This window comes from Actinosynnema sp. NPDC053489, assembly GCF_044544865.1.
Classification (GTDB): Bacteria; Actinomycetota; Actinomycetes; order Mycobacteriales; family Pseudonocardiaceae; genus Actinosynnema.
Genome location: NZ_JBITXT010000005.1, coordinates 17,432 through 43,580, shown reverse-complemented (window position 1 = coordinate 43,580; position 26,149 = coordinate 17,432). Strand labels below are relative to the sequence as shown.

Genomic DNA, 26,149 nt, shown 5'->3' with positions numbered 1-26,149 from the left:
TCAAGCCCGGTGACGGCGGTCACCCACCGTCGGGGCACGAGCGCACCCTACCCCCGTACTGTATCGACGGCCGGGCGGGCGACGGCTCCGGGAGGTTCGGGTCGGCACCGGCGCAACCTTGCGATCGCCTTGCGATCGCTGCGGGCCGGCGCGCCGTCGGGCAGTCTGGTGGCCGATGGAACCGGTCGAGGACGAGTGGGTGCCCGCGGTGCGCCGGTGGGGTCGCTGATGCCCCGGTTCTCCCTGCGGTGGCGGGTCGCGCTGGTGATGGGGCTGGGCTCGGTGCTGCTGACCAGCGCCACCGCGGTGGCGGTGTGGAACCTGACCTCCGGGTACATGCTGCGGCAGCGCGAGCAGAGCGCCGTGCGGCAGGCCGAGGTCAACGTGCGGCTGGTCGACGCGGCCCTGAGCACCGGGTCCGACGGGCTCACCGGGCTGCTGACCGGGTTGACCACCGGTCCGGACTCGACCGTCCTGCTGTTCCACGGCGGTCAGGTGCTGACCAGCGGCAGGCAGGTGGACGCGCGGGTGCTGCCGCGGCGGTTGGTCGACCTGGGCCGGCGGGGCACGCCCGCCGCGCAGCGGCTCCTCGTGGAGGGCATCCCGGTGCTGGCCGTGACGCTGCCCATCGAGTCGACCGACGGCGCGTACGTCGAGCTGGCGCCGCTGGTGCAGCTCGACCGCACGTTCCGGTTCCTCAGCGCCCTGCTGGTGGCCGTCACGGTGGCCGGCGGCCTGCTGGGCGTGGCGCTGGGGTCGTGGGCGGCCCGGCGGGCGCTGCGGCCGTTGACGGAGCTGACCCGGGCGGCCTCGCGGATCGCGGGCGGCGACCTGGGTGCCAGGCTGCCGACCCAGACCGACCCCGACCTGACCTCGCTGGCCACCACGTTCAACGCGACCGCGGCGGCGCTGGAGCAGCGGGTGCGGCGCGACGCCCGGTTCGCGGGCGACGTCAGCCACGAGCTGCGGTCGCCGTTGACGACCATGGTGAACGCAGCCGAGGTGCTGCGCCGCCGCCGCGTCGAGGTGCCCGGCACGGCGGGCAAGGCGCTGGACCTGCTCACGTCCGAAGTGGACCGGTTCGCCCGGATGGTGGTGGACCTGCTGGAGATCTCCCGCGCCGACCAGCAGGCCGAGGACCCGACGCTGGAGACGATCGACCTGGTCTCGCTGGTGGGCAACGTCGTCGCGGCCCGTCCGGGTGGTCCGGTCGCGGTGGACGCCGGGTCGCCGCCGCCGCAGGTGCTCGGCGACCGCCGCCGGCTCGACCGGGTGGTGGACAACCTGCTGGACAACGCCGAACGGCACGCCGGCGGGGTGGTGCGGGTGGGCGTGTTCTCCCGGGACGGCAAGGCGCGGATCGAGGTCGACGACGCCGGGCCGGGCGTGCCGCCGGAGCTGCGGGACCGGATCTTCGACCGCTTCGACCGGGGCGCGCGGGCCGGGCGGCGCGGCGCGGACACCGGCAGCGGCCTGGGGTTGGCGCTGGTCGCCCAGCACGTGCAGCGGCACGGCGGCGCGGTGCGCGTGGAGGACCGGCCGGGCGGCGGGGCCCGGTTCGTGGTGGAGCTGCCGGAGGCGGAGCGATGAGGACCGCGGTCGTGCTGCTGCTGTTCTGCCCCGGGCTGCTGCTGTGCTCCGGGCTGCTGGCGGCGTGCGGGGTGACCACCCAGGACGAGCCGCAGCCGCTGGTCACGTCGACCGCGAACCCGGTGCCGACGCCCACGCTGACCCGGCACCCCGACCCGACGACGACCTCGACCACCATCACGACCACCGCCACGACGAGCTGAGAGGTGCGCCGACACGTGTTGTGGGTCCTCGCCGCGGTGGTCGCCCTGGTGGCCGCGGTGCTCGGCGGCGCGTTCGCGTTCCAGCGCCGGCTCGTGTTCCTGCCGGGTGGCGGGCCGCTGCCCGCCGCGGGCGAGGTGCTGCCCGGCGGGAGGGACGTCGCGCTGACCACCGCCGACGGCCTGCGGTTGGCCGCCTGGTACTTCCCGGTGGCCGACGCGCGGGCGACCGTGCTGGTCGCGCCGGGCAACGCGGGCCACCGCGGGCTGCGCGCCCCGCTGGCCCGGGCGTTGACCGCGCGCGGCCTGGCGGTGCTGCTGGTCGACTACCGCGGGTTCGGCGGCAACCCCGGCGCCCCGACCGAGGCCGGGCTCGCGCTGGACGTGCGCGCGGCCCGGGAGTTCCTGGTCGGCGCGGTCGGGGTGCCGCCCGAACGGCTGCTGTACCTCGGCGAGAGCCTGGGCGCGGCGGTGGCGGCGGAACTGGCGGTCGAGCACCCGCCCGCCGGGCTGGTGCTGCGGTCGCCCTTCACGGACCTCGCGTCGGTCGGCGCGCGGCACTACCCGTTCCTGCCGGTGCGGTGGCTGCTGCGCGACGAGTTCGCCACCGCGCGGCACGTGGCCCGGGTCGCCGCCCCGGTCACCGTCGTCCACGGCACGGCCGACTCGGTCGTGCCGCCGGAGCAGAGCCGCGCGGTCGCCGCCGCCGGACGCGCGCGGACCGTCGAGGTGCCCGGGGCCGACCACAACGACCCCGTGCTGCTCGACGGCCCGCGGCTGGTCGACGCGATCGCCGACCTCGCGCCCTGAGCTACCAGGGTTCCACGACGTCCTCGGGCAGCGGCACGTCCCGGTGCTGGTCGGCCACGTCCGCCGGGTCGGCCTCGGGCACGTCCGGCGGCTCCGGGGCGTCCTGCGCCCGACCCACGGCGGCCTCCTCGTCGACGACCCCGGCGTCGGGCTCGGGGTCGACGGCCAGCGACTGGTCGGCCACGTCGTTCCACGGCTTCTCCAGGCTCATCGCGGTGATCCTCCACATCGGCACGGGGACGCGACGTCCGGGAGTGGGTTCACACGCCACCGGGGGGCTCAAACCCCCCGCGGCGGTCGATCGGGTCACCCGACGGTGGCACCCCCTCCGGTCCGGTCGGGACCGCCCGCCGACGCGTCCGGCCCGGTCACCCACCCCTCCGGCAGGCCGGACACCACGACCTCCTCCCCCTTCGCGGTGAGGTGCGCGGTGTCCTGACCGAGCCTCAGGTCGCTCAGGGTCAGCTCGCCCCACCGGGCCGGCAGGTGCGGCCGGGTCGTCAGCGTCCGCCGCGGCACGTGGGGTTCCAGGCCCAGGCACGCGCGGACCAGCAGCAGCGGCGAGGCGCTGGCCCACGCCTGCGGCGAGCACGACGTCGGGTACGGCACCGGCGGGCTGAAGTCGTCGCGGGAGAAGCCGCAGTACAGCTCCGGCAGCCGGCCCCCGAACGCGGCGGCGGCGTCGAGCAGGCCGTCGGCGAGGCGGTGCGCCAGCTCCACCGCGCCGGGCAGGTGGGCGTAGCGCAGCAGCCCGGCCACCGCGATGGCGGTGTCGTGCGGCCACACGGACCCGTTGTGGTAGCTCATCGGGTTGTACGCGCCCATCGAGGACGCGAGCGTGCGCAGGCCGTAGCCGGTGTCCATGTTCGGCTCGGCCAGCCGCCGGATCACCGCCGCCGCGTGCTCGTCAGTCGCGATCCCGGTCCACAGGCAGTGGGCGACGTTGCTGGTCAGGGCGTCGACCGGGGTCTTGTTCCCGTCCAGCGCGACGGCGTACCAGCCGCGCTCGGGCAGCCAGAACGCCTCGGCGAACCGCCGCCGCAGCTCCTCGGCGCGGGCCCGCAGCCGGGCGGCGGCGACCTCGTCGCCGAACCCCTCGGCCAGCTCCGCCCGCGCCAGGAACGCCGCGTGGACGTAGCCCTGCACCTCGCACAGCGCGATCGGCGCCAGGGCGGACCGGCCGGAGGCGTCGTTGACGCCGTCGAAGCTGTCCTTCCAGCCCTGGTTGGCCAGGCCGCGGTCGGTCGCGCGGCGGTACTCCACGAACCCGTCGCCGTCGCGGTCGCCGTACCGGTCGACCCACGCCAGCGCGGCGTCGGCGGCGGGCAGCAGGGAGCGCACCACCTCGGGGTCCGCGCCCCACCGCCAGCACTCGGCCAGCAGCATCACGAACAGCGGCGTGGCGTCGACCGTGCCGTAGTAGTGGTTGCCGCCCAGCACGGCCGTGCTGTCCGGGCCGAGCCGCAGCTCGTGCAGCACCCGGCCGGGCTCCTCCTCGGTCAGCGGGTCGACCACCCTGCCCTGCGTCTCGGCGAGGGTCTGCAACGTGCCCAGCGCCAGCCCGACGTCCAGCGGCAGCGCCATCCACGCGGTCAGCAGGCTGTCGCGGCCGAACAGGGTCATGAACCACGGCGCGCCCGCGGCGACGAACGGCCGCCCGTCCCGCGCCGGGTCGTGGATCTGCAACGCGCCCAGGTCGCTCTCCGTGCGGCGCAGCACCCCGGTCAGCACGGGGTCGGTCGCGGTCACGACCGTGCTGGCCGCGCGCCACGCCCGGATCTTGCGCGCGGGCCCGCTGGCCTCGATCCGCTCGCCGCGGTGGAACTGCGGCTGCACCGGCCGGCCCGACACGGTCGGCTGCACGACCACCTCGGTGGACCACCGCCCGCCCGCCGGCACGACGACCTGCCAGCTCAACGCGCCCGGCACCACGACGGGTTCGGCGGTGGCCGTGAACGACACGCCCCGCGAACCGTCCTTGCGGTCGCGCAGCACCAGCTCCGGCCCGGCGACCGCGGCGTCGGACCCGCCGTGCGCGGTCCGGCCCTCCTTGACCGCGAACAGGTCGGCGAAGTCGGCGTCCACGTGCAGCTCCAGCCGCACGGCGGTGGCCTCGCGGCCGAGGTTGTCGACCGTGATCGTCTCCCGCATGCCGTCGCCGACGAGCCGTTCCCGCACCAGCAGCAGCGTGCTGTCGGCCACGCCCGGCGCCGGCGGCCGGCGCAGCACGAACCGCGCGGCGAACGCCTCCGGGTGCGCGACCGACAGCGGGTGCGGCGTGCGGCCGTCCAGCCGGAGCTGCCACCGCGACACCACGCGCGCGTCGCGGAAGAACAGCCCGTGCGGCGTGCCGGGCTCGATGTCGCCGGTGCCGGTGGACAGGCAGAACGTGCTGCCCTCGACCAGGGTCGTGGTGCCGCCGACGTCACCGGTGAACGCCGGCTCGCCCGCGTTGAGCGGGTCCGGTGGCAGGTCGGCGGTCACGTGCGGTCCCCGGAGGCGTGCAGGGCCGGGCCGCCGTCGGCGTTGCGCTCGTAGACCCGGTCGAGCGCGGAGTCCAGGGCGGCGTAGTCGCGGCGCAGGGCGGTGAGCGAGCCGTCGGGTTCGAGGGCGCCGCGGTAGGCGGCCTCGTAGCCCGCGCCCAGGCCGTCGACGTCGAAGTGCGCGGCCACGTGCGCCCGGCAGGCGGCCGGGTCCAGCGCCCGCACGTCGTGCAGCGCGGCCGCCAGCTCCGCGGGGTCGTCCCGGACCAGCCCGGTCACGCCGTCCACCACCACCTCGGGCACCGCGCCCGCCCGCAGCGCCACCACCGGCGTGCCGCAGGCCATCGCCTCGATCATCACCATGCCGAAGGGCTCCTCCCAGCGGATCGGGAACAGCAGGCACCGCGCGGCGGCGAGGAGCTTGCGCTTCTCGGTCGCGTCGGCGACGCCGAAGACGTGGTCGCGGTCGGTCAGCCGCGGCCGGACCTCGGCCTCGAAGTACTCCTTCTCTACCGGCTCGGCGCACTTGCCCGCCAGCACGAGCGGGACGCCGGCGGCGTGCGCGGCCTCCAGCGCCAGGTGCGGCGCCTTGTCGGGGTGGAAGCGGCCCAGGAACAGCGCGTAGTCGTCCTTGCGCGCGCGGAACGGCCAGTCGGCCAGGCGCAGCGCGTTGTGCACGGTGCCGACCCAGTTCAGCTCGGGCGCGAGCTCGCGCTGCCGGTCGCTGATGGCGACGAGGCCGACGTCCCGGCCCAGTTCCCGGTAGTAGCGGCGCATGTCCGTGTCGACGGGCCCGTGCACGGTGGCCACGGTCGGCAGGCCCATCGCGGCGAACGCGGGCGCGTTCAGCGGGCCGGCGAGGGTGTGGTCGTGCACCACGTCCAGGCCCTCGGTCGCGGCCAGCCGCTCGACCTCGCGGCGCACCGCGGCGGCGTGCACGACTTCGGGGAACGGCTCGCCGAGGCGCTCGGGCACCGTGCGGTCCCACACGGGCACGAACCGCGCCCCGGTGCCGGGTTCCCCCGCGCCGAGCAGCGTCACCGAGTGGCCGCGGGCGACCAGCGAGTCGGCGAGGTCGGCGACGACGGCCTCCACGCCGCCGTACGCCTTGGGTGGCACGTCGAAGTACGGCGGAGCCACGAGCGCGACGCGCAGCCGGTCGCCGGCGGCTTGGCGGGGGCGCGGTGCGGTGGAAGGCGGGCTGCTCAAGTCGACCTCCGATCCGAGCGGACGGGCATTGGCACTCCTCGGTGGAGAGTGCTAACAAAGATCGTGGGCGGTGCGCAACATCCGGCCCGGCTTCGTCGATCACACCCACGAGGGCCGGTGTGGTCGAGGGTGATGACGAAAGGTGCTGCGGTGATGGCGGTGGACGGGGACCTGGTGCCGTTGCGGGCGGACTTCGACGTGGTGTGGCGCGGCTACGACCGCGGCCAGGTGCGGCGGTACGTCGAGGCGGCCGAGGCCGAGCTCCGGGTGCTCGCCGTGGACCGCGACGCGGCCGAGGAGCGGGCCGACGACCTCGCCCGTCAGCTGGAGACCGCCCGGGCCGAGATCCGGGTGCTGCGCGAGCACGTCGACCGGATCAGCCGCACCCCGATCGACCCCACCGCGCTCACCGAGCGGTTGCGGCGGATGGCCGAGCTGGCGCACCGGGAGGCCGACGAGCTGACCGGGCGGGCGCGGGCCGTCGCCGAGCGGCACTGGGCCACCGCCGAACGGGCCGCCGCGCGGGTGCGGGAGCGCTCGGAGCGGCTCGTCGCCGAACTCGACGCCCAACGGCGCGCGGCCGAGGCCGAGCACCGGGAGCTCATGCGCGAGGCGGCCGAGCGGGTGCTGGCCGACACGCGGCGGGCCGAGCAGCGGCGGCGCGAGCTGGACGAGCGGGCGGCGGCGCTGCGCGAGGAGGTCCGGGTCGACTTCGAGCTGGCGATGGCCGCGCGGCGGGCCGAGTCGCTGGAGGCACTGGCCGCGGAGGAGGCCGCGGCGCGGGCGCGGGCGGACCGGCTGGTCCGCGAGGCGGAGGAGCACGCGCGGCGCGTCGTGGCCGAGGCGCGGGCGCGGGTGGACGAGCTGCGCACGCGCCGGGACCGGATCGCCGCGGGGCTGCGCGGTGCGCGGGAACTGCTGGCCGAGGCGAACCCGCTGCTTCAGGTGCCCCTGGAGGAGATCCCGGCGCAGCGGGCGAGTTCGGAGGTCGCCGCGGAAGCCGTGTAGCGCCGCCCCCGCGGGCGGGTCCGGACGCGCCGCCCACCCGCCGGGCTACGCGGGCCGGTCCGGGTGGGTCGCCTCACCCGGCACGAGACCGGCGCGCCGGGCCGCCTCCCCGATCAGGTCGGCGGTCAGCCGACCCCGGCGGAACTGGAACACGTGCGCGCCCGGCACGACGACCTGCCGCGCGTCCGGCGCGGCGGCGGCCAGCCGGTCCAGCCAGGACCGCGGCGCGAACGCGTCCCGCTCCCCCCGCACCAGCAGCGTCGGGCAGCGGACGTCCCGGATCACCTGCTCCGGCTCGTCGCGCTGCGCGGAGCGGACGAACCGGGACAGCCCGCGCACCCCGCCGCGCGCGTAGTACGGGGCCGCCACGGGCAGCAGCACCGGCGGTTCGTGGCACAGGTCCGCCAGGCAGCCGCGCACCAGGCCGGGCAGCCGCCGCTGCTCCGGCGGGAACGTCGGCCCCATCAGCACCAGCGCGCCCACCCGGTCGGGTCGCCGCGCCGCCACGCGCAGGGCGGCCTGCGCGCCGGTCGAGTGGCCGGCCAGGACCACCCGCTCGTCACCGAGGACCAGGTCCAGCCACCCCTCGACGGCGTCGGCCACCGCCCCGACCTCGGGCGCGCACGGCCGCGGCGGGCGGTGCCCGAACCCCGGCACGTCCAGCAGGAACGACCTGGCCCGGTCACCGCTCGCGACCAGGGTGTCGACCAGGTGCCCCAGCACCCCGAGACCGGGCACGACGACCACCGGCGACCCGGCGCGGTCCACCCCCGCCTCCAGGCTGCGGACACCGCCGTCGCGGCGGACCCGGTACGGCACCGCGGCCTCCCTTCGTCGGTGGTGGGCTACCGCCCCGGACGATCACGGAAACGGGCCCGGCCGCTGTTGTTCAAGGTTGTGCCGTTCGGGCTACTCCCCCGCCATGGACCACAGCAGAGCTCCGGTGCTCGAAGCACTACAGGCGTTCCACGACCGCGGTTACGTCTCCTTCACCCCGCCGGGCCACCGGCAGGGCCGCGGCGTCGACCCGCGGGTCCTCGACGTGGTCGGCGAGGCGGTGTTCGCCTCCGACGTCATCTCGCTCAACGGCCTGGACGACCGCCGGATGAGCCAGGGCGTGATCGAGCACGCCCAGGAGCTGATGGCCGACGCGGTGCACGCCGAGCACGCGTTCTTCTCCACCTGCGGCAGCTCGCTGTCGGTCAAGAGCGCCATGCTGTCGGTCGCCGGGCCGCACGAGAAGCTGATCGTGCCGCGCCACGCGCACAAGTCGGTCGTCTCGGGGCTGGTGCTCAGCGGCGTCGAGCCGGTGTGGCTCTCGCCGCACTGGGACGCCGAGCGGCACCTGTCGCACCCGCCCGGCCCGGACCAGGTGCGCGAGCTGTTCGAGGCGGAGCCCGAGGCCAGGGGCGTGCTGCTGGTCACGCCGACCGACTACGGCACGGGCGGCGACATCCGGGCGATCGCCGACGTGTGCCACTCGTTCGGCAAGCCGCTCATCGTGGACGAGGCGTGGGGCGCGCACCTGCCGTTCCACGCCGACCTGCCGCCGTGGGGCATGGACGCCGGCGCGGACGTGGTGGTGACCAGCGTGCACAAGTCCGGCTCGGCGGTGGAGCAGAGCTCCGTGTTCCACCTCCAGGGCGACCTGGTCGACCCGAAGGTGCTCAAGGGGCGCGAGGACCTGCTCGGCACCACCAGCCCCACCTCCCTGGTGTACGCGACGCTGGACGGCTGGCGCAGGCAGATGGTCGAGCAGGGCGAGGAGCTGCTCACGGCCGCGCTGGCGCTGGCCCGGTCCACCCGCGCGGACGTCGACGGGCTGCCCGGCCTGGCGGTCATGGGCGAGGCCGAGTTCACCGGGCCGGGCCTGGCGCGGTCGTTCGACCCGCTCAAGATCGTGATCGACGTGTCGGGCCTGGACATCAGCGGCTACCAGGCGGCCGACTGGCTGCGCGAGCACCAGCGCGTGGCCGTGGGCCTGTCCGACCACCGCCGGATCGTCGCCCACTTCACCTACGCCGACGACGAGCACAGCGCCAAGGTGCTGCTCGACGCGCTGCGGGCGCTGGTCCGCGCGGCCGACGGGCTGCCGACGCCGAAGCCGGTCGACCTGCCCGGCCCCGACGAGCTGCAGCTGGAGATGGCGATGCTGCCGCGCGACGCGTTCTTCGCCGAGGTCGAGCAGGTCGACCCGGAGCGGGCGGTCGGCCGGGTCGCGGCCGAGATGATCACGCCGTACCCGCCGGGCGCACCCGCCGTGCTGCCGGGCGAGGTGATCACGAAGGAGGTCGTGGACTACGTGCGGTCCGGCCTGGCCGCCGGCATGCAGCTGCCCGACCCGTCGGACCCGGAGCTGGACTCGTTCCGCGTCGTCGCCCGCAAGTCGGGCTGAACGCCGCTGCCGCCTCCCGCCGCGCCGCCTCCCGCCGCGCCGCCTCCCGCCGCGCCGCCTCCCGCCGCGCCGCCTCCCGCCGCGCCGACCCGACCGCGTGCCGCGCCCGCCCCGCCGATGGGGAACGATGACCGGTGGTTCGCGGGTGGCGCGGGCACGACCTGGAAGCGGGTGAACGGCTGGTGATCTTCCTGTCCGAGGAGGAGACCCGCGCGCTGGTGACCCGGGAACTGGCCTACGAGGCCGCCCGGGCGGCGCTGCTGGAGGCGGCGGAGGGCGGCGTGCTGTTCCCCGCCGTGGTGGGGCACGGGTCGTCGACGGCCAACCGGTTCACGGTCAAGTCGGCCGCCGCGCCGGCCGCGGCCGGGGTGAAGATCGGCAGCTACTGGCCGGGCAACACCGAGCGCGGGCTGCCGCGGCACAACTCGGTGGTGCTGCTGTTCGACCAGGCCGTCGGCCGGGTCGCGGCGGTGGTCGAGGCCGGGTACGCCAACGCCTTCCGCACCGCCGCGGCCGACGCGGTCGCCGCCGACGTGCTGGCCCGGCCCGACGCGCGCTCGCTGGCCGTGTTCGGCACGGGACCGCAGGCGTGGCACGAGTGCCTGGCGCTGGCCCGGGTGCGCGAGCTGTCGGCGGTGCACGTGGTGGCGCGGGACCCCGCGCGGGGCGCGCGGTTCGCGGCGGACCTGGCGGCCGAGGGGCTGCCGGCGGTGGCCCGCGGGGCGGAGGAGGCGTGCCGGTCGGCGGACGTCATCGTCACCGCGACCACGGCGCGCGCGCCGTTGTTCGAGGCGGGGTGGGTGCGCCCGGGCACGCACGTGGCGAGCATGGGTTCCGACGCCAGGGGCAAGCAGGAGCTGCCGGTGGCGCTGCTGGCGGCCGGCCGCCTGTTCTGCGACTGGCCGGAGCAGTCCGCGGTGATCGGCGAGTTCCAGCACCTGCCCCAGGCCCGGCCGACCGCGTTGGGCGACGTGCTGGCGGGTCGTGCGCCGGGCCGCACGTCGCCCGACGAGGTGACGGTGTTCGACAGCTCGGGCATCGCGTTGCAGGACCTGCACCTCGCGGTGGCGCTGTTGCGCGCCGCCGGCTTCACGCCACCCCCGGTCGGGTAACGGGCAGGTTTCGAATCGGTGACCGCACGCGCGGTCGGGGGTTGTGATCCAGCTCATGACGACGCATGCTTGCGCCCGGTTGGGAGCGCTCCCAGGCAGCGTTCCGTGAGGAGCAGTCGAGTGAGCAACGGACTGGGACGGCGGCGCGTCGGGCTGACGCTGGCGGCGACCGCGGTGTGCGCGTTGATCGGCGCGGGTGGCGCCGGGGCGGAGGCGACCGTGACGGCATCGGGACCTCCCCACCTGCCCAAGGGGACGTCGTTCTACGTCGAACCGGACGGCAACGCCGCCCGGCAGGCGCGGGAGTGGCGGGCCGAGGGCCGGGTGGCGGACGCCGAGCTGATGGAGGCGGTGGCCGCGCAGCCGACCGCCATCTGGTTCACCACGGCGGGCGCGGACGAGGTGCGGCGGAACGTGCGCGAGGTCGTGCGCGCCGCGCGGGCCAAGCACCAGGTGCCGGTGCTGGTGGCGTACTTCGTCCCCTACCGCGACTGCTCGCAGTGGTCGGCGGGCGGCGCGCGCACCGAGCAGGAGTACCGGGAGTGGATCGACGCCTTCGCCGAGGGCATCGGTGACGACAAGGCCGTGGTGGTCGTCGAGCCGGACGGCCTGGCGCTGCTGACCAGCGAGCCGTGGTGCGCGATCGGACCGGACGAGGAGCTGGTGCCGCAGCGGTTCCGCGAGATCAACCACGCCGTCGACGCGCTCAAGCGCGGCAGGCACACCCGCGTCTACCTCGACGCCGGGCACTCGGCGTGGCAGGCGCTCAACGACTACGACGCGGGCTACGGCGAGCCCCGGCAGCAGCTCGGCATCGTCAACCGCCTGATCAAGGGCGGCGTCGAGCGGGCCGACGGGTTCGCGCTCAACACCTCGAACTACCGCTTCACCGAGGACCTGGTCCGCTACGGCACGCGCGTGTCCAAGTGCGTCTACCTGCGCACCGAGCGCGGCGCGACCACCTGCCCCTCCGACGAGGAGCTGGACGCGATGCCGGTGAACAAGGCGAAGATGACGCACTTCGTGCTGGACACCAGCCGCAACGGGCGCGGCCACTACACGCCGGGCGAGGGCGAGACCGACTGGTGCAACCCGCCCGGCCGCGGCCTGGGCGAGCGGCCCACCGCCGACACCGGCATCCCGCTGGTCGACGCGTTCCTGTGGGTCAAGCGGCCCGGCGAGTCCGACGGTGAGTGCCAGGGCGGCCCGGCCGCCGGCCGCTGGTGGCCGGAGCAGGCGCTGGAACTGGCGGAGCTGGCCTCCCCGCCGCTGCGCTGACGCGGCGTCGGGGCAGCCGGCGGCGACCCCCGGGTCGCCGCCGGCTGCCGGTAGCCTGTCCCGGTACGGCGGCCGAGGCGGATCGGGGTGGGGCGTGTTCAGCGTGCCGGAGGCGCGGGAGGAGCTGGCCGGGTTGCTGCCGGTGCTCACCGAGATCGTCGCGGTCCGGGCCGACGCCGCCGAGCTGGCCGCCTCCCTCGACGGCGGCACGCCGACGGGCCTCGGCGGCCTGCCCGAGCTGAAGGCGGCGCAGGCCCGGCTGGACGACCTCATGACCCGGGTGCAGGAGACGGGCGCCGAGCTGAAGGGCTTCGCGCCCCTGCTGGTCGACTTCCCCGCCGAGCTGGACGGCGTACCCGTGCTGCTGTGCTGGCTGGAGGGCGACGACGGCCTGCACTGGTACCACCGGGCGGACATCGGCTTCGCCGGGCGACGCCCCCTCCCCTGACCGGACGCCACCGGCCCGCCCCCTCGACCAGGCCGGTCACCACGATCGGCAGGCCCGCGGGGCGCGAGACCGCCGGCGGGACCGCGCTGCCGACCGCCATCACCGCAGCCCGGGCGGTCGGCGTCGTGCGGTGGCGGACCACCTCCGACGCGCACGGGTGACCACTCGCGCTCGCGCCGGCCGCGTCGGCCCGGTCGCCGGGGAACAACCCGCCAACCGGCGGCGGGTCAGGACGGGAACGAGATCGACCAGGCGTCGATGCGACCGGTGTCGTAGGTGTAGACGTCCTGGACCCGCAGCTTCCAGGTGCCGTTCTTCGCCTCCTTGGACGTGTCGACCTTGAAGGTCTCGTGCACGCCGTCCGCCGAGGTCGTGCCGCCCGCCTTGCGCAGCGGGAACACCGCGCCGCTCGGCCCGACCAGGTCCACGGCCAGGTCGGCGGTGTACGGGTGCACGATGTCCACCTTCACCGCGGTGTCCGCGACGCCCTGGCCCGCGCAGTCGGCGACCACCACGTCGGAGGTCACGGCCTCGCCCGCGTCGGGGATGTCGACGTCCTTGGTGTTCGAGCCGCCCGCGCAGGCCGGCCGGTTCGGGTCCCGCGCGCCGATGAACCCGGTGTAGAGCAGCTTGTTCGGCGACCCGGCGCCCGGGTTCTCGACCACGTCGGGGGTGGCGTTGTCGACCAGGGCCTTGGCCACGTCCGCCGGGGTGGCGGCGGCGTTCGCGGGCCTGGCGCCCAGGAACAGCGCCGCCGCGCCGGCCACGTGCGGCGCGGCCATCGACGTGCCGCTGATCGTGCGCTCGCCGTTGTCGTTCCAGGTGGAGGTGATGTTCGCGCCGGGGGCGAAGAGGTCGGTGCAGCGGCCGAAGTTGGAGAACGTCGCCTTGTCGTCGTTGACGTCGGTCGCGTTGACCGTGATCGCCTCCGGGGTGCGCGCGGGCGAGGTGCCGCAGGCGTCGCGGTTGTCGTTGCCCGAGGCCACGGCGACCGTCACACCGGTGGCGACCAGCTTCCTGACGGCCTCGTCCACCGACGTGTTGACCGAGCCGCCCAGGCTCATGTTGGCCACGGCCGGCTTGGCCGCGTGCCGGGCGACCCAGTCCAGCCCGCCGACGATCTGGGACCACTGGCCGGAGCCCTGGCAGTTGAGCACCCGCACGCCGACCAGCTTCACGGCCTTCGCCAGCCCGTAGGTGGTCGAGCCGATGGTGCCGGCCACGTGCGTGCCGTGGCCGTGGCAGTCCTGCGCCACGTCGTCGTTGTCGATGAAGTCGTGCCCGTCGGCGGCCCGGCCGCCGAAGTCGGGGTGCGCCTTGTGGATGCCGGTGTCGACGACGTAGGCGGTCACGCCCGCGCCGGTGCTGTGGTAGGTGTACTTCTTGTCCAGCGGCAACGCCTTCTGGTCCACCCGGTCCAGGCCCCAGGTCGGGTTCTCCTGCGTGTCGGTGGCCTGCGCCAGGCCGTCCTGCTCGACGTAGGCGACCGTCGGGTCGGCGGCCACCCGGCGGGCCTGCGCCTCGCTCATGGCGGCCGAGAACCCGCGCAGGGCGACGGTGTAGGTCAGCCTGACCTCGCCGCCGTACTCGTGGACCAGCGACTCGGCGACGGCCGGGGTCTGCTCCAGGCTGACCGAGTCCTCCCGCAGGGCGACGATGTAGCTGCCCTCCACCGCACCGGGCAGGCCGACGCCGAGGACGTCCCCCTCGGCCTGCCGCGCGGCGTGGCCCCGGGCGATGCCCGCCGCCGGCAGGGACGCCACCAGCAGGGACGCCGTCGCGAGGCAGGCGGTGACGACCCGTCGGGGGGTCGAGTGGTGGTGTCGCATCGGTCGCTCTCCGTTCCACTGGCCGCCCAGCAGGGTGAGGTGCGGACAGGCGGCCAGGTGGAACCACCCTCCGGTGCCGGCGGGTGGGCGACGACCCGGGCGGGCCCCGCGCGAGGTCGAGCCCCCGGGTGTCGACACGACCGCCACATCGTCCGACTACCCGGCGTAGCGCCCGCTCATGCGTCCGGAGCAGTCACCGGATCGGGCGATCGGCCGCGTCGGCTGCCCCGGTAGGCCCTCTCCCGGGCACGGGCGAGGAACGCCGGCGCCAGGTCGACGTCCGGCGGCCGGTTCCGCACCGGGTCCAGCGCCGGCAGGTCCCGGTCGACGTCCAGCGGGCGGGCGACGAGCCTGCCGACGGGCCGCCACGACGGGCCGACCTCCAGCGTGAAGCCCAGTTCGGCGGGCAGGTCGGCCAACGCCGCCGACCGGACGCGGCTCGACCGGTCGGGGACGGCGGCCAGCCAGACCAGCCGGCCGCCGTGGCGGAACGGGGTGACGCTGCCGTACCGGGCGCTGGTCCACGTGCGGGCGGGCCGGGGCAGCACCACGGCGGCGCAGGTGGACAGCAGCACGTCCCACGGACCCGGCAGCCGGAACGCCAACCCGAGCACGTCGGGCAGCCCGCCCGGCGTGCCGACGCCCTTGGACAGCCGGCCGCACACCTCCACCTCGCCCACCGGCAGCGGCAGCGCGGGGTCGAACGTCGTGGTCAGCGTGCCCTCGAACCACCGGCCGCGCGGGTGGAACGCCTTGGCGTCGCGCGCGTCGGCCAGCGCGCGGAAGGCGTTCTCAAGGAGGTCAGGCGCTGCGCGCATTGGGGTTGCCCTTCAGCGCGAGGCCCAGCGCCACCATGCCGAGGCCGAGCCCCAGGTGCAGCCAGTCGTCGGCGTCGTTGAGGGGGACGAAGTTGGCGCTGCTCGCCTTGTCCACGACCAGCCCGTACAGCCAGAGCACGAGGTACACCGCGCCGCCGCCGACGAGGTAGGCGCGGGCGGAGGAGGCGCCGCGGGCCATCGCCAGCCCCACCGCGCCGAACAGCAGGTGGACCAGGTTGTGCAGGACGGACACGTGGAACACGCCGAGCAGGTGCGCCCCGGACCCGGGACCGGCGAAGGTGATCTCGTCGAGGTGGGTGGTGAGGCCGGGCACGAAGCCGAGCACGCCGACCAGGAGGAACGCGACCGCGACGGCCATGGCCGCCCCGCGCAGGGGGTGCGGCAGCCGTGCGTCGGCAGTCATCGCGGATCACCTCGTCGTTACCGGGGGCTGCCGCACGACTACCCCGCGACCACCGCCCGAAACGGCCGTGATCCACGGTCACCCGCTCTCACCGGCACCCCACTCCCCCGGCACCCGCTGCCACCTGCACCCCACTCTCACCGGCACCCGCTCCCACCAGGACCCACTCCCCCGGCACCCGCGATCACCGGCACCCGCTCCCACGGGGACCCGCGATCACCGGGACCCGACCGGCCCCTCGTCCTCCGACCGGGCCACCCCGCGGCCACCGGACCGCCCGCCGCCCGCCGACCCGTCACCGCTCCGCGCCACCCGCCCACCGGTCACCGGCCCGGCGCCGTCGACCGCGGGCCCGTCGGCGCTCCGCGGGAACCGCTCGGCACCCGCCGCGCGCCCGTCGTCACCGCCGACCGCCCGACCACCACCGCGCGACCCACCACCGCGCGACACCACCCGCCCGCGCCCCACCGCGGCACGCCCCGACGCCACCGGTCCCGGTGCCACCGCGCCACCCGCCGCGGCTCGCGCCCCGGCCTGCTCCCCGCTCGCCACGGCACGCCCGGTCGCCGCCGAGGTCACGTCCGGGTAGCGCGGGAACAGCCGGTCGAGGTCCGTGCGCTCGAACACGCGCCGCACGTGCGGCGGGACGGCGGCCAGCCTCAGCCACCCGCCCGCCCGCTGCGCCCGCGCCCTGGTGCGCACCAGCGCGCTCATCGCCTGGGCACCGCAGAACGCGACCCCGGACATGTCGAGCACGATCCGGTCACGCCCCTCGCTCACCAGGCGGTCCATCCGGTCCAGCACCCGGCGCGCTCCCGCCAGGTCCAACTCCCCGGTCGCCACGACCACCGCGCACCCCGTCCGGTGGGCCTCGACCGACAGCGCCAGCATCCCGACCCCTTCACGCCACCCGGTAGGACTCGTCGTCATCACCCGTGCCCAGCAGGGAGAGCAGCAACCCCTCCCTGGTCGACCACGGGCAGATCCGCACCTCTTCGTGCCCGGTGGCCACCATCAGCGCCTCCGCCACCAGCGCGCCCGCCAACGACTGCTCGGCCCGGTGCCGCGAGATGCCGGGCAGCCGGGCCCGCTTGGGCGCGGGCATCCGGGCCAGCTTCGGTATCCAGCCCCGCAGGTCCGACCGCCGCAACGTGCGCGGCACGAACGGCCCGTCGTGCTGCGGGCGCGCCCCGGCCAGCCGCGCCAACTGCTGGAACACCTTCGAGCACCCCACCGCCTGGTGCCCGGCGACGGACGTCCCGTCCAGCGCGGCCAGCACCATGTCGTGCACGGCCACCTGCTCGCGGGCCAGGTCGCGGGGGTCGAGGTGCCCGCCGTGCCGCAACCCCAGCCGTCGGGTCAGCGACCGCGCGCCCAGGGGCAGCGACCGGGCCAGGGACGGCTCCGCGTCCTGGCTGGCGGCGAGCTCCACCGTGCCGCCGCCGACGTCGAGCACGAGCAGCGGACCGACGTGCCAGCCGAACCACTGCCGCGCGGCCTGGTAGGCCAACCGCGCCTCCTCCTGCCCCGGCAGCACGCGCAGCAGCGTGCCGGTGCGGCGGGCGACCTCGGCGATGACCTGGTCGGCGTTGCGCGCGTCGCGGATCACGGACGTCGCGAACGGCACGACGTGCGGGACGCCGGCGCGCTCGGCGACCCGGCGGGCGGTGCGAACGGCGGTCACGATCTGTTCCACGCCCTCCGGGCGCAGTCGGTTGTCCCGGCCGAGGGCCCGGTCGAGCCGCAGCCGGGTCTTGTGCGAGACGACCTGGTGCAGCGGTGAGCCCGACACGACGACGAGGTGGGCGCTGAAGCTGCCGACGTCGAGCACACCCACCTGACCGGGCCGCGCGGACATACGTCACCACCATTCGCGAGTTGAGGTACCGGGAGGGGTGCCCGGGAACGCATCGGGTGAAACCGGATTGGGTGATCCGGCTCCGGGTAGTTCACGGCCATGACTGCTTCGCAGAGGCCACTGGCGGTGGTGACCGGCGCGTCCAGCGGGATCGGGCTCGAACTGGCGAGGGTGTTCGTCGAGAACGGGTTCGACCTCGTGGTGGCGGCGGAGAACGACGCGGTGCACGAGGTCGCGCGCGAGTTGGCGGCGGGAGGGGCGCGGGTCGACCCGGTGCGGGCGGACCTGGCCACGTTCGAGGGCAACGAGGACCTGGTGGCGGTGGTCGAGGGCACCGGGCGGCCGGTGGACGCCCTGGCGGTCAACGCGGGCATCGGCATCGGCGGCGACTTCGTCGACGACAGCGACCTGCGCTCGCACCTGCGCGTGGTGGACCTCAACATCTCCTCGGCGGTGCACCTGGCGAAGCGGCTGCTGCCCGCGATGGTGGACCGCGGCGCCGGCCGGGTGCTGTTCACCTCGTCGGTGGCCGCGACCGCGCCCGGGCCGTTCCACTCCGTGTACGCGGCGTCGAAGGCGTTCCTGGCGTCGTTCTCGCAGGCGTTGCGGGAGGAGCTGCGCGACAGCGGGGTGACCGTCACCGCGCTGATGCCGGGCCCGACGGACACCGACTTCTTCCGCCGCGCCGGGATGACGGACACCAAGATCGCGACCGGTCCGAAGGACGACCCGGCCGACGTGGCGCGGGCGGGCTTCAAGGCCCTGATGGACGGCGAGGACCACGTGTTCGCCGCGTCGCTGCGCACCAAGGCGCAGGCGGTCGCCGGCCGTGTCCTGCCGGACCCGGCGAAGGCCCGCGCGATGCGCACGATGACCGAACCGGGCTCGGGCGACTAGGCCCGCGCGACGGGGCTGCCAGGCGGGCGGAACCGCCTGGCAGCCCAAGAGCCACGAGCACCGGGTCTACGGCACCGGGTCTACGGCACCGGGTCTACGGCACCGGGTCTACGGCACCGGGTCTACGGCACCGGGTCTACGGCACCGGGGTCTACGGCACCGGCTCTACCGCACCGGGTCGCCCTCGTCGGGCTCCGGCGTCTCGTCGCCGATCAGCGCGCGGTACTCGTCGACTTCCTGCGGGGTCGGGTCGATCGGCGCCTCTTCGGCCACCTCGTCCGGGTCGACCGGCTCGTCCACCGGTCCGTCTGCTGCGGTCATGGGCGCTGGTTACCCCGTGTGCGGCTCCTCGAACGGGGTAACCGTGAGGCCGTGACCATCCACGCGAGACGAGACGTGCCCGCCCTGCCCGACCTGGTCTTCAACGCCGCCGCCGACCCCGTGCGGCTGGCTTCGTGGCTGCCCGGGCCCTACGAGGTGGTCGGCCGCTCGGACGACGTGCTGATCCTGCGCGCCCACGACGGGCCGCGCCAGGTCAGCCTGGCCGCCGACTACGACCGGCTGCTCCTGACCTGGGAACCGCTGGCCGGTGCCGGCTGCCGGGGCGAGCTGCGGGTGTCCCTGGCCGGGGTCGCGGGCAGCGTCGCCGAACTCGCCGTGGACGGCTGCCCGGACGAGCAGTTGCCGGCCCGCCTGCTGGAGGCCCTCGCGAACGAGGTTGAGCAGAACCTCACCGCCGGCTGACCATGCGCGGGTGGACCTGCGCCCCGCCCGACCCGACGAACTGCCGCTGCTGCCCCCGATCGAGCGGGCCTCCGGCGAGCCCTTCCGCGACCACGGCATGCCGGAGATCGCCGACGACGAGCCGATGCCGTTGAGCACCCTCGCCCGCCTGCACGTGTGGGTGGCCGCCGACCCGCGCCCGGTGGCGTGGATCGCGGTCGAGCCGGTCGACGGCGCGGCGCACGTGGAGCAGGTCTGCGTCCACCCCGACCACGCCCGCCGCGGCATCGGTGCGGCGCTGCTGGACCACGTCGGCCGCTGGGCCGCGGCCCGCGGGCTCACCGCGTTGACCCTGACGACCTTCCGGGACATCCCGTGGAACGGGCCCTACTACCGGCGGCTCGGGTTCCACGAGGTGGTGGACCCGTCGCCGGGCCTGGCGGCCGTGGTCGCGGCCGAAGCCGCCCGCGGCCTGGACCCGGCGACCCGCGTCTGCCTGCGCAGGCCGCTGCCCCGACCCGACCACCCGAGGTGGCCGGTCGACACGTCCCAGTGATCCACCTCAACCCGCGAACGGCTTCGCCGCACCCCCGCGGACCGGCAGAATCGGGCACGTGACTCCCGCACTTCTGCTCGCCCACGGGGCCGGTGGCACGGTCCGCGCGAACTTCAGCCCGCTGATCCCGCGGCTGTCGCGCAAGCGCAAGGTGCACGCGGTGGACTTCCCCGGCTCCGGGACCACCCCGCGCGCGACCGGGCCGCTGGAGCTGGACGACCTCGCCGACCTGCTGGTGGCCGCGGCGGAGGGCGAGGACCGGTTCGCGGTCGTCGGCTACTCGATGGGCTGCGCGGTCGCGGTGCGGGCGGCCCGGCGCCACCCGGAGCGGGTGACGGCGCTGGTGCTGACCGCCGGGTTCGCCCGCATCGACGACGAGACCCGGGAGCGGATGCGGCAGTGGCGCCGGCTCGTGGACGGCGACCGCGCCGAGCTGGCCCGCTTCCTGCTGTCCATCGCGCTGGGCGAGCCGTTCCGGCGGCGGTTGACCGCCGAGCAGACCGAGGGCTTCCTGGAGCTGATCGCGATCACCGTCCCGCCGGGCACGCCCGAGCACGTCGACCTGGTGCAGCGGATCGACCTGCGCGAGGAGCTGCCGGCGCTGTCCGTGCCGACGCTGGTCATCGGCGCGAAGCACGACCGGCTGATCGCACCGGGGACGACGCGGGAGCTGGCCGACCTGATCCCGGGCGCGCGGTGGGCGGAGCTGGACAGCGGCCACTCGCCCGCCGTGGAGGCGCCCGCCGAGTGGGCGCGGCTCATCGAGGAGTTCCTGGACACCGTCCCCGCCCGCTGAGCAGGGCCGCCGTCCCGGTTTGCCGGTCGCCGGGTCCGGTTAACCAGGCCGCATGACCAACACGCTCGTCCTCGACGTCGACGGCACGCTGGTGGACACCAACTACCACCACGCCGTCGCCTGGTTCCGCGCCTTCCGCCGCTTCGACCTCACCATCCCGACCTGGCGGCTGCACCGCGCCATCGGGATGGGCGGTGACAAGCTCGTGGCCGCGGTCGCGGGCGAGCACGTGGAACGCGCGCACGGCGACGAGCTGCGCGAGGCGTGGGAGGAGGAGTTCGCGCCCATGCTGGCCGAGGTCAGGCCGCTGGAGGGCGCGCACCGCCTGATCGCCGCCGCGCTGGAGCAGGACCTCACGGTCGTGCTGGCCAGCTCGGGCAAGCGCCACCACGTCGACCACTACGTCAAGCTCATCGACGCCTCCGGCATCACCTCGACCTCGTCGGACGACGTGGAGGACAGCAAGCCCGCGCCGGACCTGATCGAGGTGGCGCTGCGGCGGGTCGACCACAGCGGGCGCGCCGTGGTCGTCGGCGACTCGGTGTGGGACTGCGGTGCCGCGAAGCGCGCCGGGCTGCCCGTCGTGTGCCTTCGCACGGGTGGTTTCGGCGAGGCCGAGTTGCGGGAGGCCGGCGCGTCGGCAGTCTACGAGGAACTCGACCAGTTGCGGGCGGACCTCACCGACCTGCCGATGGCGTAGGAGGAATCGTGCGGATCGGGTACACCCTCATGACCGAGCAGGCGGGGCCACGCGAGCTGGTCGAGCACGCGGGCCTGGCCGAGCAGGCGGGGTTCGACTTCGAGGTCATGAGCGACCACTACTCGCCGTGGCTGGACGAGCAGGGGCACGCGCCCTACGCCTGGAGCGTGCTCGGCGCGGTCACCCAGGCCACCGAGCGGGTCGAGCTGATGACGTACGTGACCTGCCCGACCGTGCGCTACCACCCCGCGGTCGTCGCCCAGAAGGCCGCGACCGTGCAGCTGCTGTCGGGCAACCGGTTCACCCTGGGCATCGGCGCGGGCGAGAACCTCAACGAGCACGTGGTCGGCCGCGGCTGGCCGCCGGTCAACGTGCGGCACGAGCTGCTGCGCGAGGCCGTGGAGATCATCTCCCAGCTGTTCGACGGCGGGTACGTGAACTACTCCGGCCAGCACTTCCGGGTCGACTCGGCGAAGCTGTGGGACCTGCCCGAGCAGCGCGTGCCGATCGCCGTCGCGGTGTCGGGCACGCAGTCGGTGCGCACGTTCGCGCCGCTGGCCGACGCGATGGTGGCGACCGAGCCGGACCCGTCGCTGAGCCAGGAGTGGGACGTCTTCCAGGGCGGCCGGTCGCGCAAGATCGGCCAGCTGCCGATCTGCTGGGACCCGGACCGGGACGCGGCGGTCCAGCGGGCGCACGAGCAGTTCCGCTGGTTCGCGGGCGGGTGGAAGGTCAACTCCGAGCTGCCCGGCACGGCCGGGTTCGCCGGCGCGACGCAGTTCGTGCGGCCCGAGGACGTGGCCGCGCAGATCCCGTGCGGCCCGGACGTCGGCCCCGTGGTGGAGGCGGTGGGCAAGTTCCGCGAGGCGGGCTTCACCGACCTGGCGCTGGTGCAGATCGGCGGCGACCACCAGCGGGAGTTCCTCGACTTCGCCAAGGGCGAGCTGCTGCCCGCCCTGCGCTGACGGGCGGGTTCAGCCCCGGCCTGCCTCGCGCTGCCGGGACGGCGGCCCGGTCATCGTGGGCCGGCCGTTGTCTGGCTTGATCACGACCGGCGCGTTCGTCGGCACCTCGATCGGGTTCTGCGGCTGGACCCTGGTGGTGGTCGTCGGGACCACCACCTCGGGATTCGGCGAGGTCGGCTCCGGCGTGCCCCGGTCGGTGCCGTCGGTGCCCACGTCGTCCACGACCGTCTGCGGCGGCGCGCCCTCCACCACGGTCACCGTGGACGGGCTGCCCGGCACGGGCTGCTCCACGCCCGTGGCCCGCTCGGCGACCGGCTCGGCGGTGGTCGTCGCCGTGGGCCCACCCACGTGCTCACCGGTCTCCGGGGCGGTCGGGTCGCCCAGCACCAGGACGCCGAGGACGGCCAGCACCGCGGCGGCGGCGCCCGCGCCCACCAGCAGCGGCCGCCGGTCCGACTTCGGCCCCGGCTCGGCCTCGACGACCTCGGCCCGGTCCACCACCGCCACCTCGACCAGCGGCGGAAGGCCCGCGCTCGCCCGCCGCGCCTGCCCCAGCAGCCGCTCGCACTCGGCCGCCGACGGCCGCTTGGCCGGGTCGGAGGCGGTCATCGCGGTCAGCACGCCGGCCCACGGGTCGGGCAGATCCGCCGGGACGCGCGGGGAGCGGTGCAGCCGCGCCAGGGCCGCCTCCGTGTCGCCGCCGGGGTACTCCGGCCGCCCGGTGAGGCACTCCAGCAGCACCAGGCCGAGCGCGTAGACGTCGGCGGCCGGCTCCACGTCACCGCCGCGCACCTGCTCGGGCGCGAGGTAGCCCGCCGTGCCGACGAGCACGCCGGACCTGGTCACCCGGGTCACCTGCGCCTGGAGCGCCAGCCCGAAGTCGGTCAGGTACGCGCGCCGCCCGGTCGGGTCGAGCAGGATGTTGGACGGCTTCACGTCCCGGTGCACCACGCCGTTGGCGTGCACGTGGGCCAGCACGCCCGCCACCTGCGCCCCGATCGCGGCCACCGCCTCGGGCGGCATCGCGCCGCGCATCCGGCGGCGCAGCGTGCCGCCCTCGACCGGCTGCATCACGAAGTACGGGCGGCCCCGGAAGCTGCCGGTGCCGTACACCTCGACCAGGCCGGGGCACCTGAGCGAACCGAGCACCTCGGCCTCGCGGTCGAGCCGGATGCGGTCCTCGCCGGACGCCTCGCCCAGGAAGAACTTGATCGCCACGGTCCGGTCGAGGCGGGTGTCCACCGCCCGGTACACCTCGGCCATGCCGCCCGACCCGAACAGGCTGCCGAGCACGTACCGGTCGTCGACCACCTCGTCGGTCAGGTCACCGTCCCACATCCCGGATGAACCTCCGCTGCGTCGACGACGTCGGCCCGGACGCCGGAAGCTACCGGTCGCGCGGCGGGTGGAGCCACCCGGTCGGCCGTCGTGGGGGCGCGTACCCGCAACACCCCGCCACAAACATCGATCTTCTTCGGTCCTCCGAAGCGAACACCGGCCCCGGCGGCGCAGGAGTCCCCGGCCGGGCGGCGGCGGGCAGCCGACCGGCCGGGCGCCGAAGACCACCCCCGCGGGTGACCCCCGGCGCCCGGGTCGCGGTCAGGGCGCGGCGGTCGCGCAGGTCGCCGTCGGCGGGGCGGTGGTGGTGCCGGAGGTCCCCGTCGTGACCGGCGGGCCCGACGACGCGGGCCGGGTGCCGCTGCACAGGGTGGACTCGACCTTGCCGTCGGACGAGTCGCCGTGGGCGAACACGAGGTACTCGACGCCCGTGGTGAGCCTGATGCCGCACATGCTGCCGATGGTGGAGGTCACCACCTCCACCCGGCGCGGCACGTCGCCCTTGTACTCCTTCCGGACGATGACGGTGTAGCGGTAGACGTCGTCGTAGCCCTGCGCCGGGTCGCCGGCGTCGAGCGTCTCGCGCAGCACGGTCCCGGCGAACACGAAGGCCGCCCGCTGGTAGCGGTCGCCCTCCGTGCCGGGCTGGCAGCTGCACGCGCTGGCGGGAGTGGCGACGACGGCGGTGAGCAGGGCGGCGGTGATGGTGAGGACACCGGCCGCGTGCGCGAGGAAGCGGGAACGCGCCAAGGGAACCCCCTCTGTGGTCGTGGTCTTGGGTGGCGGTGTGCGGCCGAACGGACGCGGGGTCGCCCTGGCGGGGGCGACCCGGGTCCGTCCGGTGTCACGGCGTGGCAGCGGCGCAGGGCGTCGTGGGCGGCGCGGTCGTCGTGGTGGTGACCGCGGGGCTCGTGGTGGTCGGCGGGCCGCCGGAGGCGAGCCGGATGCCGCTGCACTGGTCGGTCTCCACCCGGCGGTCGGCCGCGTCGCCCTTGGCGAACACCAGGTACGCCTGGCCGACCTCCAGCGTGAGACCGCAGGAGTTGTTGCGCTGGGTCAGCACGTGCACCCGGCGCGGCACGTCGCCCTTGTACTCGGTGTCGACGGCGACCGTGTACCGGTACGCGGTCTCCTCGACCTTCTCGTGCAGGACGACGCCGGAGAAGACGTAGGTGGCCTGCTGGTACCGCCACGCCTCGTTGGCGGGGCCGCAGGTGCAGGCGCTGGCCGGACCGGTGAACAGGGAAGCGAGCAGGAGCGCGGTGGCCGTGCAGACGCCGGCCACGTGGGCTGGTAATCGGGAGCGCGCCAAGAGGTCCCCCTCGGGCGAAGGAGTGGTCGGCGGCCACGCCCAGCGTACGGTCAGGCGTGCAGCGCCAGCCAGAGTTCGGCGCGCACACCCGCGGGTTCCAGCGAACGGCCCAGCAGCCGCTCGACCCGCTGGACCCGGTTGCGCACGGTGTGCCGGTGCACGCCCAACCGCGCGGCGGCGGGCTCGGCCTGGCCGTGGCACGCCAGCCACACCCGCAGCGTCTCGCGCAGCACGTCGTCCAGCGGCGCGAGCAGGGTGGCGGCGAACCCGGCCGCGTCCGCCGCCAGCAGGCCGGACCCGGCGACCTCCTCGAACGTGGCCACCCCCGCCTCCAGCGCCCGCAGCGCCTCCCGGTAGCCGCGCGCCACCTCGGTCGCGCCCACCGGACCCGAGGCGGCGGCCGGCACGTCCACGGCGTGCGCCAGCACGACCACCCGCCCGTCGACCTCCGCCCAGAACCCGTTCGGCTCGGCAGGCTCCCGCAGCACGAACACCCGGAACGGCGCCTCGGGCAGCCCCGCCACCGGCACACCCGCCAGCGCCAGCCGGAACCGGGCCGCGCGCAGCTCCCGCCGCACCGCCTCCACCTCGTCGGACCGGGCCAGGGCCACGGTGAGCAGCGACGCGGCGGCGTTGACCACCCCCGCGTCCAGCGGCCGGCCCGCCGCCACGGCCAGGTACCCGCGCCGCCCCAGCACCTGCACGGCGACGTGCCGCTCCCCCGCCTGCCAGGACGCGCCCGCTGGCCCGCCCGCCGCCGCGAGCCGCCGCACGGTCCCGGCCAGGTCCGGCAGCACGCCCACCGCGTGCACCGGCGCGCCGCCCGGGTCGAGCACCGCCGCCGCGCCGTCGAGGAGCCGGGCCAGCCGCCGCACCACGCCCGGCGGCCCGTCGGCCACCGCGGCCCGGGTCAACGCCCGCTGCGCCGCGCCGGCCCGCCGCAGCGCGGCGTACTCGTCGGCCGCGACGGCCCGCGACACCGCCTTGGTGATCGCGATGAACGGCGTCGCCCGCGGCACCTCCAGCAACGCCAGACCCGCCTCCCGCGCGGCCCGGACCAGGTCACCGGGCACGTGCTCGTGGCTCAACCCGGTGCCGAACCCGAGGCCCACCGCCCCGGCCGCGACCAGCCGCCGCACGTACTCACCCGGCGGCCCGAGCGCGATCCCGGTGGTGAGCAGCAGTTCGCCACCCTCCAGGAACGGCGTCGGGTCGGCCAGCTCGGTGCTGTGCACCCAGGCCACCACCCGGTCCAGCCCCGCGGCCACGCGCACCACGAGCCCGACCTCCCGCGCGAGCGCGCCGACCGTCAACGCCATGGACAGTGTGTACAACCACAGACGGTCCCTTCGCCACAGTGGACACTGTTGGCCGGCGGCCGGCGGGTCGATGCTGGAGCC

General features: G+C 75.6%; 28 protein-coding genes. 14 read left to right on the top strand and 14 right to left on the bottom strand.

Going from position 1 to position 26,149, the window contains the following annotated elements; translation table 11 throughout:
• Positions 1 to 228: 228 nt before the first annotated feature.
• From ACIGNX_RS12565 to ACIGNX_RS12555, 3 genes are read left to right on the top strand one after another with little or no spacing between them, the layout of a single operon-like run.
• On the top strand, positions 229 to 1,590 hold the full coding sequence (locus ACIGNX_RS12565; RefSeq protein ID WP_396539298.1) for an ATP-binding protein: 1,362 nt from the start codon (positions 229 to 231) through the stop codon (positions 1,588 to 1,590).
• Entirely contained in the window at positions 1,587 to 1,793 is a 207-nt protein-coding gene (locus tag ACIGNX_RS12560; RefSeq protein ID WP_396539296.1) for a hypothetical protein, read from the top strand. The genes ACIGNX_RS12565 and ACIGNX_RS12560 overlap by 4 nt, the downstream gene beginning before the upstream one ends.
• A gap of 15 nt (positions 1,794 to 1,808) precedes the next feature.
• Positions 1,809 to 2,600: an alpha/beta hydrolase gene (locus ACIGNX_RS12555; RefSeq protein WP_396539294.1), complete on the top strand. Its 792-nt coding sequence runs from the start codon at positions 1,809 to 1,811 to the stop codon at positions 2,598 to 2,600.
• Between the two features lies 1 nt (position 2,601).
• Here the strand turns inward: ACIGNX_RS12555 and ACIGNX_RS12550 are convergent, their stop codons facing one another.
• From ACIGNX_RS12550 to ACIGNX_RS12540, 3 genes are all read right to left on the bottom strand, one after another.
• Entirely contained in the window at positions 2,602 to 2,811 is a 210-nt protein-coding gene (locus ACIGNX_RS12550) for a hypothetical protein (RefSeq protein WP_396539292.1), read from the bottom strand.
• Between the two features lie 95 nt (positions 2,812 to 2,906).
• Positions 2,907 to 5,084, bottom strand: a complete 2,178-nt coding sequence (locus ACIGNX_RS12545) for a glycogen debranching N-terminal domain-containing protein (RefSeq protein WP_396539290.1) — start codon at positions 5,082 to 5,084, stop codon at positions 2,907 to 2,909.
• Positions 5,081 to 6,292, bottom strand: a complete 1,212-nt coding sequence (locus ACIGNX_RS12540; RefSeq protein WP_396539288.1) for a glycosyltransferase family 4 protein — start codon at positions 6,290 to 6,292, stop codon at positions 5,081 to 5,083. The genes ACIGNX_RS12545 and ACIGNX_RS12540 overlap by 4 nt, the downstream gene beginning before the upstream one ends.
• A gap of 153 nt (positions 6,293 to 6,445) precedes the next feature.
• On the opposite strand from ACIGNX_RS12540, the gene ACIGNX_RS12535 reads away from it, so the two are divergent.
• Positions 6,446 to 7,300, top strand: coding sequence for a hypothetical protein (locus tag ACIGNX_RS12535; protein ID WP_396539286.1), 855 nt, complete (start codon positions 6,446 to 6,448; stop codon positions 7,298 to 7,300).
• A 45-nt stretch (positions 7,301 to 7,345) separates the two neighbouring features.
• Here the strand turns inward: ACIGNX_RS12535 and ACIGNX_RS12530 are convergent, their stop codons facing one another.
• Positions 7,346 to 8,119 (bottom strand): alpha/beta fold hydrolase, encoded by a 774-nt coding sequence (locus ACIGNX_RS12530; RefSeq protein ID WP_396539284.1) that lies wholly within the window; start codon positions 8,117 to 8,119, stop codon positions 7,346 to 7,348.
• Positions 8,120 to 8,222: 103 nt separating this feature from the next.
• Between ACIGNX_RS12530 and ACIGNX_RS12525 the strand changes: the two genes are divergently transcribed.
• From ACIGNX_RS12525 to ACIGNX_RS12510, 4 genes are all read left to right on the top strand, one after another.
• Complete coding sequence (locus ACIGNX_RS12525) at positions 8,223 to 9,695, top strand: aminotransferase class I/II-fold pyridoxal phosphate-dependent enzyme (protein ID WP_396539282.1); 1,473 nt, start codon at positions 8,223 to 8,225, stop codon at positions 9,693 to 9,695.
• Positions 9,696 to 9,829: 134 nt separating this feature from the next.
• Positions 9,830 to 10,807: an ornithine cyclodeaminase family protein gene (locus tag ACIGNX_RS12520; RefSeq protein WP_396539281.1), complete on the top strand. Its 978-nt coding sequence runs from the start codon at positions 9,830 to 9,832 to the stop codon at positions 10,805 to 10,807.
• Positions 10,808 to 10,927: 120 nt separating this feature from the next.
• Positions 10,928 to 12,085 carry a glycoside hydrolase family 6 protein gene (locus tag ACIGNX_RS12515; protein WP_396539279.1) on the top strand — a complete coding sequence of 386 codons (1,158 nt, stop codon included), beginning with the start codon at positions 10,928 to 10,930 and terminating at the stop codon, positions 12,083 to 12,085.
• 94 nt (positions 12,086 to 12,179) lie between these two features.
• Positions 12,180 to 12,533 carry a DUF2203 domain-containing protein gene (locus ACIGNX_RS12510; RefSeq protein ID WP_396539277.1) on the top strand — a complete coding sequence of 118 codons (354 nt, stop codon included), beginning with the start codon at positions 12,180 to 12,182 and terminating at the stop codon, positions 12,531 to 12,533.
• 227 nt (positions 12,534 to 12,760) lie between these two features.
• Here the strand turns inward: ACIGNX_RS12510 and ACIGNX_RS12505 are convergent, their stop codons facing one another.
• The 5 genes from ACIGNX_RS12505 to ACIGNX_RS12485 all read right to left on the bottom strand — a co-directional run bounded on the left by ACIGNX_RS12505 (position 12,761) and on the right by ACIGNX_RS12485 (position 17,462).
• Complete coding sequence (locus tag ACIGNX_RS12505) at positions 12,761 to 14,362, bottom strand: S8 family serine peptidase (protein WP_396539275.1); 1,602 nt, start codon at positions 14,360 to 14,362, stop codon at positions 12,761 to 12,763.
• Between the two features lie 176 nt (positions 14,363 to 14,538).
• Positions 14,539 to 15,180: a hypothetical protein gene (locus ACIGNX_RS12500; protein ID WP_396539273.1), complete on the bottom strand. Its 642-nt coding sequence runs from the start codon at positions 15,178 to 15,180 to the stop codon at positions 14,539 to 14,541.
• Entirely contained in the window at positions 15,164 to 15,604 is a 441-nt protein-coding gene (locus ACIGNX_RS12495) for a DUF4383 domain-containing protein (protein WP_396539271.1), read from the bottom strand. The genes ACIGNX_RS12500 and ACIGNX_RS12495 overlap by 17 nt, the downstream gene beginning before the upstream one ends.
• Positions 15,605 to 15,820: 216 nt before the next feature.
• Positions 15,821 to 16,495 (bottom strand): STAS domain-containing protein, encoded by a 675-nt coding sequence (locus tag ACIGNX_RS12490; RefSeq protein WP_396539269.1) that lies wholly within the window; start codon positions 16,493 to 16,495, stop codon positions 15,821 to 15,823.
• Between the two features lie 10 nt (positions 16,496 to 16,505).
• Positions 16,506 to 17,462 carry a Ppx/GppA phosphatase family protein gene (locus ACIGNX_RS12485; protein ID WP_396539267.1) on the bottom strand — a complete coding sequence of 319 codons (957 nt, stop codon included), beginning with the start codon at positions 17,460 to 17,462 and terminating at the stop codon, positions 16,506 to 16,508.
• A gap of 99 nt (positions 17,463 to 17,561) precedes the next feature.
• On the opposite strand from ACIGNX_RS12485, the gene ACIGNX_RS12480 reads away from it, so the two are divergent.
• Positions 17,562 to 18,359 (top strand): SDR family NAD(P)-dependent oxidoreductase, encoded by a 798-nt coding sequence (locus ACIGNX_RS12480; protein ID WP_396539265.1) that lies wholly within the window; start codon positions 17,562 to 17,564, stop codon positions 18,357 to 18,359.
• A gap of 165 nt (positions 18,360 to 18,524) precedes the next feature.
• On the opposite strand, the gene ACIGNX_RS12475 is transcribed toward ACIGNX_RS12480, so the two are convergent.
• Positions 18,525 to 18,680 (bottom strand): hypothetical protein, encoded by a 156-nt coding sequence (locus ACIGNX_RS12475; RefSeq protein WP_396539263.1) that lies wholly within the window; start codon positions 18,678 to 18,680, stop codon positions 18,525 to 18,527.
• 51 nt (positions 18,681 to 18,731) lie between these two features.
• Here ACIGNX_RS12475 and ACIGNX_RS12470 point away from each other — a divergent pair, with 51 nt between their 5' ends.
• From ACIGNX_RS12470 to ACIGNX_RS12450, 5 genes are read left to right on the top strand one after another with little or no spacing between them, the layout of a single operon-like run.
• Positions 18,732 to 19,103 (top strand): hypothetical protein, encoded by a 372-nt coding sequence (locus tag ACIGNX_RS12470; RefSeq protein WP_396539261.1) that lies wholly within the window; start codon positions 18,732 to 18,734, stop codon positions 19,101 to 19,103.
• Positions 19,104 to 19,113: 10 nt separating this feature from the next.
• Positions 19,114 to 19,638: a GNAT family N-acetyltransferase gene (locus tag ACIGNX_RS12465; protein WP_396539259.1), complete on the top strand. Its 525-nt coding sequence runs from the start codon at positions 19,114 to 19,116 to the stop codon at positions 19,636 to 19,638.
• Positions 19,639 to 19,696: 58 nt separating this feature from the next.
• A complete protein-coding gene (locus ACIGNX_RS12460) occupies positions 19,697 to 20,434 on the top strand; it encodes an alpha/beta fold hydrolase (RefSeq protein ID WP_396539257.1) in 738 nt (245 codons plus the stop codon).
• Positions 20,435 to 20,486: 52 nt separating this feature from the next.
• The gene (locus ACIGNX_RS12455) at positions 20,487 to 21,134 is read left to right on the top strand and encodes an HAD family hydrolase (protein ID WP_396539256.1); all 648 of its coding nucleotides are present in this window, start codon (positions 20,487 to 20,489) and stop codon (positions 21,132 to 21,134) included.
• An 8-nt stretch (positions 21,135 to 21,142) separates the two neighbouring features.
• Complete coding sequence (locus ACIGNX_RS12450) at positions 21,143 to 22,099, top strand: LLM class F420-dependent oxidoreductase (protein ID WP_396539254.1); 957 nt, start codon at positions 21,143 to 21,145, stop codon at positions 22,097 to 22,099.
• 9 nt (positions 22,100 to 22,108) lie between these two features.
• Here ACIGNX_RS12450 and ACIGNX_RS12445 read toward each other — a convergent pair whose 3' ends face one another.
• The 4 genes from ACIGNX_RS12445 to ACIGNX_RS12430 form a co-directional block, all read right to left on the bottom strand.
• On the bottom strand, positions 22,109 to 23,437 hold the full coding sequence (locus ACIGNX_RS12445) for a protein kinase (RefSeq protein ID WP_396539252.1): 1,329 nt from the start codon (positions 23,435 to 23,437) through the stop codon (positions 22,109 to 22,111).
• Between the two features lie 261 nt (positions 23,438 to 23,698).
• Entirely contained in the window at positions 23,699 to 24,187 is a 489-nt protein-coding gene (locus ACIGNX_RS12440) for a hypothetical protein (protein ID WP_396539250.1), read from the bottom strand.
• Positions 24,188 to 24,281: 94 nt separating this feature from the next.
• A complete protein-coding gene (locus tag ACIGNX_RS12435) occupies positions 24,282 to 24,722 on the bottom strand; it encodes a hypothetical protein (protein ID WP_396539248.1) in 441 nt (146 codons plus the stop codon).
• 77 nt (positions 24,723 to 24,799) lie between these two features.
• A complete protein-coding gene (locus tag ACIGNX_RS12430) occupies positions 24,800 to 26,083 on the bottom strand; it encodes a PucR family transcriptional regulator (protein WP_396539246.1) in 1,284 nt (427 codons plus the stop codon).
• Positions 26,084 to 26,149: the final 66 nt, after the last annotated feature.

Excerpts from the sequence above, each read along its gene's own strand:
- ACIGNX_RS12565 (WP_396539298.1), top strand. The coding sequence starts at position 229 with ATGCCCCGGTTCTCCCTGCGGTGGCGGGTCGCGCTGGTGATGGGGCTG.
- ACIGNX_RS12560 (WP_396539296.1), top strand. The coding sequence starts at position 1,587 with ATGAGGACCGCGGTCGTGCTGCTGCTGTTCTGCCCCGGGCTGCTGCTG.
- ACIGNX_RS12550 (WP_396539292.1), bottom strand. The coding sequence starts at position 2,811 with ATGAGCCTGGAGAAGCCGTGGAACGACGTGGCCGACCAGTCGCTGGCC.
- ACIGNX_RS12535 (WP_396539286.1), top strand. The coding sequence starts at position 6,446 with ATGGCGGTGGACGGGGACCTGGTGCCGTTGCGGGCGGACTTCGACGTG.
- ACIGNX_RS12525 (WP_396539282.1), top strand. The coding sequence starts at position 8,223 with ATGGACCACAGCAGAGCTCCGGTGCTCGAAGCACTACAGGCGTTCCAC.
- ACIGNX_RS12505 (WP_396539275.1), bottom strand. The coding sequence starts at position 14,362 with ATGCGACACCACCACTCGACCCCCCGACGGGTCGTCACCGCCTGCCTC.
- ACIGNX_RS12500 (WP_396539273.1), bottom strand. The coding sequence starts at position 15,180 with ATGCGCGCAGCGCCTGACCTCCTTGAGAACGCCTTCCGCGCGCTGGCC.
- ACIGNX_RS12495 (WP_396539271.1), bottom strand. The coding sequence starts at position 15,604 with ATGACTGCCGACGCACGGCTGCCGCACCCCCTGCGCGGGGCGGCCATG.
- ACIGNX_RS12490 (WP_396539269.1), bottom strand. The coding sequence starts at position 16,495 with ATGCTGGCGCTGTCGGTCGAGGCCCACCGGACGGGGTGCGCGGTGGTC.
- ACIGNX_RS12485 (WP_396539267.1), bottom strand. The coding sequence starts at position 17,462 with ATGTCCGCGCGGCCCGGTCAGGTGGGTGTGCTCGACGTCGGCAGCTTC.
- ACIGNX_RS12480 (WP_396539265.1), top strand. The coding sequence starts at position 17,562 with ATGACTGCTTCGCAGAGGCCACTGGCGGTGGTGACCGGCGCGTCCAGC.
- ACIGNX_RS12475 (WP_396539263.1), bottom strand. The coding sequence starts at position 18,680 with ATGACCGCAGCAGACGGACCGGTGGACGAGCCGGTCGACCCGGACGAG.
- ACIGNX_RS12455 (WP_396539256.1), top strand. The coding sequence starts at position 20,487 with ATGACCAACACGCTCGTCCTCGACGTCGACGGCACGCTGGTGGACACC.
- ACIGNX_RS12445 (WP_396539252.1), bottom strand. The coding sequence starts at position 23,437 with ATGTGGGACGGTGACCTGACCGACGAGGTGGTCGACGACCGGTACGTG.